This is a genomic window from Rhodoferax sp. (genome assembly GCF_014859475.1).
In the GTDB taxonomy this organism is placed as follows: Bacteria; Pseudomonadota; Gammaproteobacteria; order Burkholderiales; family Burkholderiaceae_C; genus Rhodoferax.
In genome coordinates this window covers 1-6857 of record NZ_JACUUE010000137.1, presented here as the reverse complement: position 1 = coordinate 6857, position 6857 = coordinate 1, and the positions used below count along the sequence as shown (strand labels likewise).

Genomic DNA, 6857 nt, shown 5'->3' with positions numbered 1-6857 from the left:
TTAAAACGGACAGGGGTGTGTTGCTCGGGGCCTGGTCTGGTGGACAATTCAACTTATGACGACTTCAACGCTTCACACGCTTCAAGACTGGCTCGCCTATTGCGAGCGTTTGCATCCCACCGCGATTGATCTGGGCCTGGAGCGGGTGCACACCGTGGCACAGCGCATGGGCATCCGCTTTGATTGCCCGGTGATTACCGTGGCCGGCACCAACGGCAAGGGCTCTACCTGCGTCATGCTGGAATCCATTTTGTTGCAGGCGGGCTACCGCACCGGGGTCTATACCTCGCCACATCTGGTGCATTTTGAGGAGCGCCTGCGCCTCAATGGCGAGGCCGTCAAGGCGGCAGAACTGGTGGCGGCCTTTGCCCGTGTGGAAAGCGCCCGGGTGCAAGACCAGGATGCCATCTCGCTGACCTATTTTGAATTCACCACGCTGGCGATTCTGGACCTGATGCGTTTGAGTTCGCCCGAGGTGGTGATTCTCGAAGCGGGGCTGGGTGGACGGCTCGATGCGGTCAACATCATCGAGCCCGACTGCGCCATCATCACCAGCATCGACATGGACCACACAGCGCTGCTGGGCGAAACCCGCGAAGCCATCGGCTACGAGAAAGCCGGCATCATGCGCACCGGCAAACCCGTGGTGGTGAGCGACCCGCTGCCGCCACAAAGCGTGCTCGACCGCGCGCTCGAGGTGGGTGCCGACCTGTGGCGTGTGGGCATTGATTTCAACGTGACCGGCGACAAGCAGCAGTGGGGTTGGGCCGGGCGCGGGAGGCGTTACAGCGGCATGGCCTACCCGGCGCTGCGCGGCGCCAACCAGCTGGTCAATGCGGCTGGGGTGCTGGCGGCGCTCACCGCCCTGCGCGAGCGTCTGCCGACCACGGCGCAGGCAGTGCGCAACGGCTTTGTGTTTGTTGATTTACCAGGGCGTTTTCAGATTGTGCCGGGCCAGCCCAACCTGGTGCTCGACGTGGCGCACAACCCGCATGCAGCGGCGGCGCTGGCTGTCAACCTCGATGCCATGGGCTTCTTCCCGACCACGCATGGCATCTTCGGCAGCATGGCCGACAAGGACATCAATGCCGTGATCACGCGCCTCAACCCGCTGGTGGACAAGTGGTATTTCACCAATTTACCCACCGAGCGCGCCGCCCGGGCGACCGATTTGATGGCGCAATGGGAGCGCATCAACCAGCGCAAAGACTGTACGGCCGAAGTGTTTGTTGATCCGGAAGCGGCGCTCCAGGCGGCCCTGGCTGGTGCCGACCCCGCTGATAGAATCGTCGTTTTCGGATCGTTCCTGACGGTGGGCGGCGTGCTCAAAGACGGCGTGCCCCAATTGCAGGGCAAGCATCTGCCTCAATCCTGATTCACACCAACTTATCTGCATGGACTTTTTCAAGTTTCGCAAAAAGGGCGACTCCGCCCCAAGCGCGTCAGTTCAGCCCGAAAGTGTGGAGCGCATGCGCCAGCGCGCCAAGCATCGCCTGGTTGGCGCTGCGGTGCTGGTGCTGATCGGCGTGATTGGCTTCCCCCTGCTGTTCGACAAGCAGCCCCGCCCCATCGCGGTGGACACCCCGATCGACATTCCGGATAAAGACAAGGTGCTGCCCTTGGTGCTGCCAGAGTCGCCCGCATCCAATGCGACGGCCATTGCCCCCATCACACCTGTCGCGCCCATCGTGGCGGCCGAAGCCAAACCGGCAACAACGCAGCCTATGGTGATCACCGAAACCGCAGAGCCAGTCAAACCTGCGGCCGCTGCCAAGGCCGCCGAAGCCAACCGGGCCCAGGCGCTGCTGGACGGCAAGGCGGCCGTTGTGCGGCCCGCCGTCGCCGACGGCCGTTTTGTGGTGCAGATAGGCGCTTTTGCCGACGCCGCGCGTGCGCGCGAGGTGCGCATGAAGGTGGAGAGCGCGGGCCTCAAGACCTATACCCAAGTGGTAGAAACCAAAGACGGCAAACGTATTCGGGTGCGGGTCGGGCCATTCTCAACTAAGGGCGAGGCTGAAAAGGCAGCAGAAAAAATCAAGAAGCTGAACCTGCCCGCCGTTTTGCTGACGCTGTGACAGGTGGCCGATAAGCATGGCTGCGCTGGACTGGATATTTGCCACGGTATTGCTGCTGTCGGTGTTGCTGGGTGCCTGGCGCGGCCTGGTATTCGAGGTTTTGTCGCTGCTGAGCTGGGTGGCTGCGTTTGTGCTGGCACAGTGGCTGGCGCTGGATGTGGCGGATTTTTTGCCAATGAGCGGTTCCAGCGAGCTGCTGCGCTACGGCGCCGGGTTTTTGTTGGTTTTTATTGTCGTGGCTATGCTGGGCGGCCTGCTTTCCGCGCTGTTGAAAAAGGTGATGGCCACGGTGGGTCTGCGGCCGGTGGATCGTGTATTGGGCGCTGCTTTTGGCGCCTTGCGTGGGGTTTTGCTGTTGCTGCTGGCCACCGTGCTGGCGGACATGACACAGTTCAAAACCAGCCCGGCATGGCACGAGTCCAGGGGCATCGCCATGTCTTTGGCAGTGCTCCAGGGGCTCAGGCCCGCCATGCCACTTGAATTGCTGCCTTATTTGCCTGCTTGAACAAGTCGTTGAAAAGATTGGAAAACCATGTGTGGAATTGTCGGCGTTGTCAGTAACGCCCCGGTAAATCAACTCCTGTACGATGCGCTGCTGCTGTTGCAACACCGTGGCCAGGACGCTGCAGGCATTGTGACGCAGCAAGAGCGAAAATTTTTCATGCACAAGGCCAAGGGCATGGTGCGCGACGTGTTTCGCACCCGCAACATGCGCTCCTTGCCGGGCAACTGCGGCCTGGGCCAAGTGCGCTATCCGACGGCGGGCAACGCCTTCAGCGAAGAAGAAGCACAGCCCTTTTATGTCAACGCGCCGTTTGGCATCGTGCTGGTGCATAACGGCAACCTGACCAACGCCCACGCCCTGAAGGCCGAACTGTTCAGTGCCGACCATCGTCATATCAACACCGAGAGCGACTCCGAGGTGCTGCTCAATGTGTTGGCCCACGAAATTGGTGAAACCACGCGCGGCCTGCCGCTTACCCCGCGCGACGTTTTCGAGGCGGTGCGAAAAGTGCATCGCCGCATCAAGGGTTCCTATGCGGTGATCGCCATGATCGCCGGCCATGGCGTGCTGGCTTTTCGCGACCCGTTTGGTATTCGGCCGTTGTGTATGGGGGTGACCGACGGCACCGTCATGCTGGCCAGTGAATCGGTGGCCATGGAGGGCACCAACCACAAGTTCGAGCGCAATATCCAACCGGGCGAAGCGGTGTTCATCGACCTGCAAGGCCAGGTGCATGCGCAGCAATGTGCCGACCACCCGGTGCTGAACCCCTGTATTTTTGAATTTGTCTATCTGGCCCGGCCAGACTCGGTGATGGACGGCATCTCGGTGTATCAGGCGCGCCTGAACCTTGGCGAGACCCTGGCCAAGCGAGTGATCTCGACTGTGCCGCCCAACGAGATCGATGTGGTTATCCCGATCCCTGAGTCGAGTCGCCCCAGCGCGGCGCAACTGGCGCAGTTGCTGGGCCTGCCTTACCGTGAAGGCTTTGTGAAAAACCGCTACGTGGGCCGCACCTTCATCATGCCGGGGCAGTCGGTGCGCAAGAAGTCGGTGCGCCAAAAACTCAACGTGATCGCCAGCGAATTCAAGGGCCGTAATGTGCTGCTGGTGGACGACTCCATCGTGCGCGGCACCACGTCCAAAGAGATCGTGCAAATGGCGCGTGATGCCGGTGCCAACAAGGTTTATATGGCCAGCGCGGCGCCGCCGGTGCGCTACCCCAATGTTTATGGCATCGACATGCCAACGCAGGACGAGCTGGTGGCACACAATCGCACGGTGGCGCAGATTTGCCAAATCATTGGCTGTGATGCGCTGATTTACCAGGATGTCGATGGCATGAAGAAAGCCATTGGCTCGCTCAACCCGGCCATCCAGAACTTTGACGCGTCATGCTTTGACGGCATTTACGTGACCGGCGACATCACGCTGGAAGATATTGAGCGGCTCAACGCCAGCCGCGTCGATGGCGACGAGACGCTCGAAGACAGCTCGCGCCTGGCACTGCCCAACCACGAAGACTGACTATGCCCGCCAAACAACTTCCTGATAATTTGCACCGCGACACGCTGGCGGTGCGCGCGGGCATTGCGCCCAGCCAGTACGGTGAAAACTCCGAGGCGCTGTACCTCACCAGCAGCTTTTTGCAGCCCGATGCCGAGACCGCGCGCAAGCGTTTTGCCAACGAGGAAGACGGCTACACCTACACCCGCGTCGGCAACCCTACCGTGACCGGCATGGAGCAGCGTCTGGCCACCCTTGAGGGCACCGAGGCCGCCATAGCCACCTCCAGCGGCATGGCCGCCGTGCTGCTGCTGGGCATGGGCTTGCTGCGCAGCGGTGACCATGTGGTGTGTTCGCAGTCGGTTTTCGGCTCCACGCTGCGCCTGTTCGCTGGCGAGTTTGCCAAGTTTGGCGTGGAAACCACCTTTGTCTCGCAAACCGACGTGGCGCAGTGGCGCGCTGCGCTCAAACCCAATACCAAATTGCTGTTTGCCGAAACCCCGACCAACCCGCTAACGGATATTTGCGACATTGCGGCGCTGGCCGAGGTGGCGCACAGCGGTGGTGCGCTGCTGGCCGTGGACAACTGCTTTTGCAGCCCCGCGCTGCAGCGCCCGGTCGAGTTTGGCGCCGACTTTGTGATTCACTCCGGCACCAAATACCTGGACGGCCAGGGCAGGGTGGTGGCCGGTGCCATTTGCGGCTCGCACAAGTACGTTAACGACGTGTTTTGGCCGATCAACCGCACGGTTGGCATGGTGCTGTCGCCATTCAACGCCTGGGTTGTCACCAAGGGCATGGAGACGCTGGCGATTCGTATGGACGCGCAGTGCAAAAGTGCACTGGCGCTGGCGAACTGGTTAGAGCAACAGCCCAACGTGGCCCATGTCTATTACCCCGGCCTGGCTTCGCACCCGCAGCACGAACTGGCCATGCGCCAGCAAAGCGGCCTGGGCGGTGCCGTGGTGTCGTTCGATGTGCACGCATCCGACGCGGCACAAGCCCGCAAGCGCGCGTTTCATGTGATTGACAGCACCCAGGTGTGCTCGGTCACAACCAACCTGGGCGATGTCAAAACCACCATCGCCCACCCCGCTACCACCTCGCACGGCCGTCTGACCGAAGACCAGCGCCAGGCCGCCGGCATTGGCCAAGGCCTGATTCGCATTGCCATGGGCCTGGAACACCTGGGCGACATTCAGGCTGACCTGAGCCGTGGCCTGCACCATTTGAACGACCTCTCATGACCCAAAAAACCCGTACCCGTTTCGCGCCGTCGCCCACCGGCTTCATCCACCTGGGCAACATCCGCTCGGCCCTGTACCCGTGGGCCTTTGCCCGCGCCACCGGCGGCGACTTTATTTTGCGCATCGAAGACACCGACCTGGAGCGCTCCACCCAAGCCGCCGTCGATGTGATCATTGAGAGCATGGCCTGGCTTGGGCTGGACTACGACGAGGGCCCGTTCTACCAGATGCAGCGCATGGACCGCTACAAGGCGGTGCTCGCCGACCTGGTGGCCGCCGGCCAGGTTTACCCGTGCTACATGAGCATGGCCGAGCTCGATGCGCTGCGCGAGCGCCAGACCGTCGCCAAGGAAAAGCCGCGTTACGACGGCACCTGGCGCCCTGAGCCGGGCAAGACCCTGCCGCCTGTTCCCGAAGGGGTGCAACCGGTGCTGCGCTTCAAGAACCCGCAAGGTGGCTCGGTGGTGTGGGACGACAAGGTCAAGGGTCGCATCGAGATCAGCAACGCCGAGCTCGACGACCTGGTGATTGCGCGCCCGGACGGCACGCCCACCTACAACTTCTGTGTGGTGGTCGATGACCTCGACATGGCTATTACTCATGTGATTCGCGGTGATGACCACGTCAACAACACGCCGCGCCAGATCAACATCTTCAAAGCCTTGGGCAAAGAGCCGCCGGTGTATGCCCATTTGCCCACCGTGCTCAATGAGCAGGGCGAAAAAATGAGCAAGCGCAACGGCGCCAAGGCCGTCACCCAGTACCGTGAAGAAGGCTACCTGCCCGATGCCATGGTGAACTACCTGGCTCGCCTGGGTTGGAGTCACGGCGACGACGAAATTTTCAGCCGGGCACAGTTCCTGGAATGGTTCAACCTCGATCACCTGGGCAAGAGCGCTGCGCAGTTCGACGAAGCCAAGCTGCGCTGGGTGAATGCCCAGCACATCAAGATCACCGCCGACGAGGTGCTGGCACCGCTGGTGCAGGCGCAACTTGCCAAGCGCGGCATTGCAGCGGATGCGCGTTTGACCAGCATGTGTGCGCTGTTCAAGGACCGCTGCGACACCATCGTGACGCTGGCCGACTGGGCGGCGGTGTTTTATGCCGACGTGCAGCCCGCGGCGGCCGACCTGGCCCAGCATGTCACTGAAGCGGTCAAGCCTGCGCTGGCCCTGTTGGCCGACAAGCTGGCCACCTGCAGCTGGGACAAGGCTGGCATTGCCGCCACCATCAAGGAAGTGCTGAGCGCTTGCGGCCTGAAAATGCCACATCTGGCCATGCCGGTGCGGGTGCTGGTGGTTGGCAACGCCCACACGCCGTCGCTGGATGCGGTGCTTGCGCTTTTTGATCGAGAAAAAGTCATAAGCCGCTTAAAACAGGCCTGAAAATCACGCTATAATTTGCGGCTTGGGAATTAACGCTGCTTCTGAAAAAGCAATGTGGATTCGGGGGTATAGCTCAGCTGGGAGAGCGCTTGCATGGCATGCAAGAGGTCAGCGGTTCGATCCCGCTTACCTCCACCAA

Annotated in this window: 6 protein-coding genes and 1 tRNA gene; all 7 read left to right on the top strand. The window is 61.5% G+C overall.

Annotation, left to right across the window (positions count from 1 at the left end):
• Nucleotides 1-55: 55 nt before the first annotated feature.
• The 7 genes from folC (at nt 56) to IBX54_RS11010 (ending at nt 6856) form a co-directional block, all read left to right on the top strand.
• Nucleotides 56-1375 carry a bifunctional tetrahydrofolate synthase/dihydrofolate synthase gene (gene folC, locus IBX54_RS11040; protein WP_296542706.1) on the top strand — a complete coding sequence of 440 codons (1320 nt, stop codon included), beginning with the start codon at nt 56-58 and terminating at the stop codon, nt 1373-1375.
• A gap of 19 nt (nt 1376-1394) precedes the next feature.
• Nucleotides 1395-2075, top strand: coding sequence for an SPOR domain-containing protein (locus tag IBX54_RS11035; RefSeq protein ID WP_296542705.1), 681 nt, complete (start codon nt 1395-1397; stop codon nt 2073-2075).
• A gap of 16 nt (nt 2076-2091) precedes the next feature.
• Nucleotides 2092-2580, top strand: a complete 489-nt coding sequence (locus IBX54_RS11030; protein ID WP_296542704.1) for a CvpA family protein — start codon at nt 2092-2094, stop codon at nt 2578-2580.
• Nucleotides 2581-2607: 27 nt separating this feature from the next.
• A complete protein-coding gene (gene purF / locus IBX54_RS11025; protein WP_296542703.1) occupies nt 2608-4107 on the top strand; it encodes an amidophosphoribosyltransferase in 1500 nt (499 codons plus the stop codon).
• A 2-nt stretch (nt 4108-4109) separates the two neighbouring features.
• Nucleotides 4110-5333 (top strand): O-succinylhomoserine sulfhydrylase, encoded by a 1224-nt coding sequence (locus IBX54_RS11020; protein WP_296542702.1) that lies wholly within the window; start codon nt 4110-4112, stop codon nt 5331-5333.
• Nucleotides 5330-6718 carry a glutamate--tRNA ligase gene (gene gltX, locus IBX54_RS11015; protein WP_296542701.1) on the top strand — a complete coding sequence of 463 codons (1389 nt, stop codon included), beginning with the start codon at nt 5330-5332 and terminating at the stop codon, nt 6716-6718. The genes IBX54_RS11020 and gltX overlap by 4 nt, the downstream gene beginning before the upstream one ends.
• Before the next feature lie 62 nt (nt 6719-6780).
• Nucleotides 6781-6856 (top strand) — tRNA-Ala (locus tag IBX54_RS11010).
• Nucleotide 6857 lies beyond the last annotated feature (1 nt).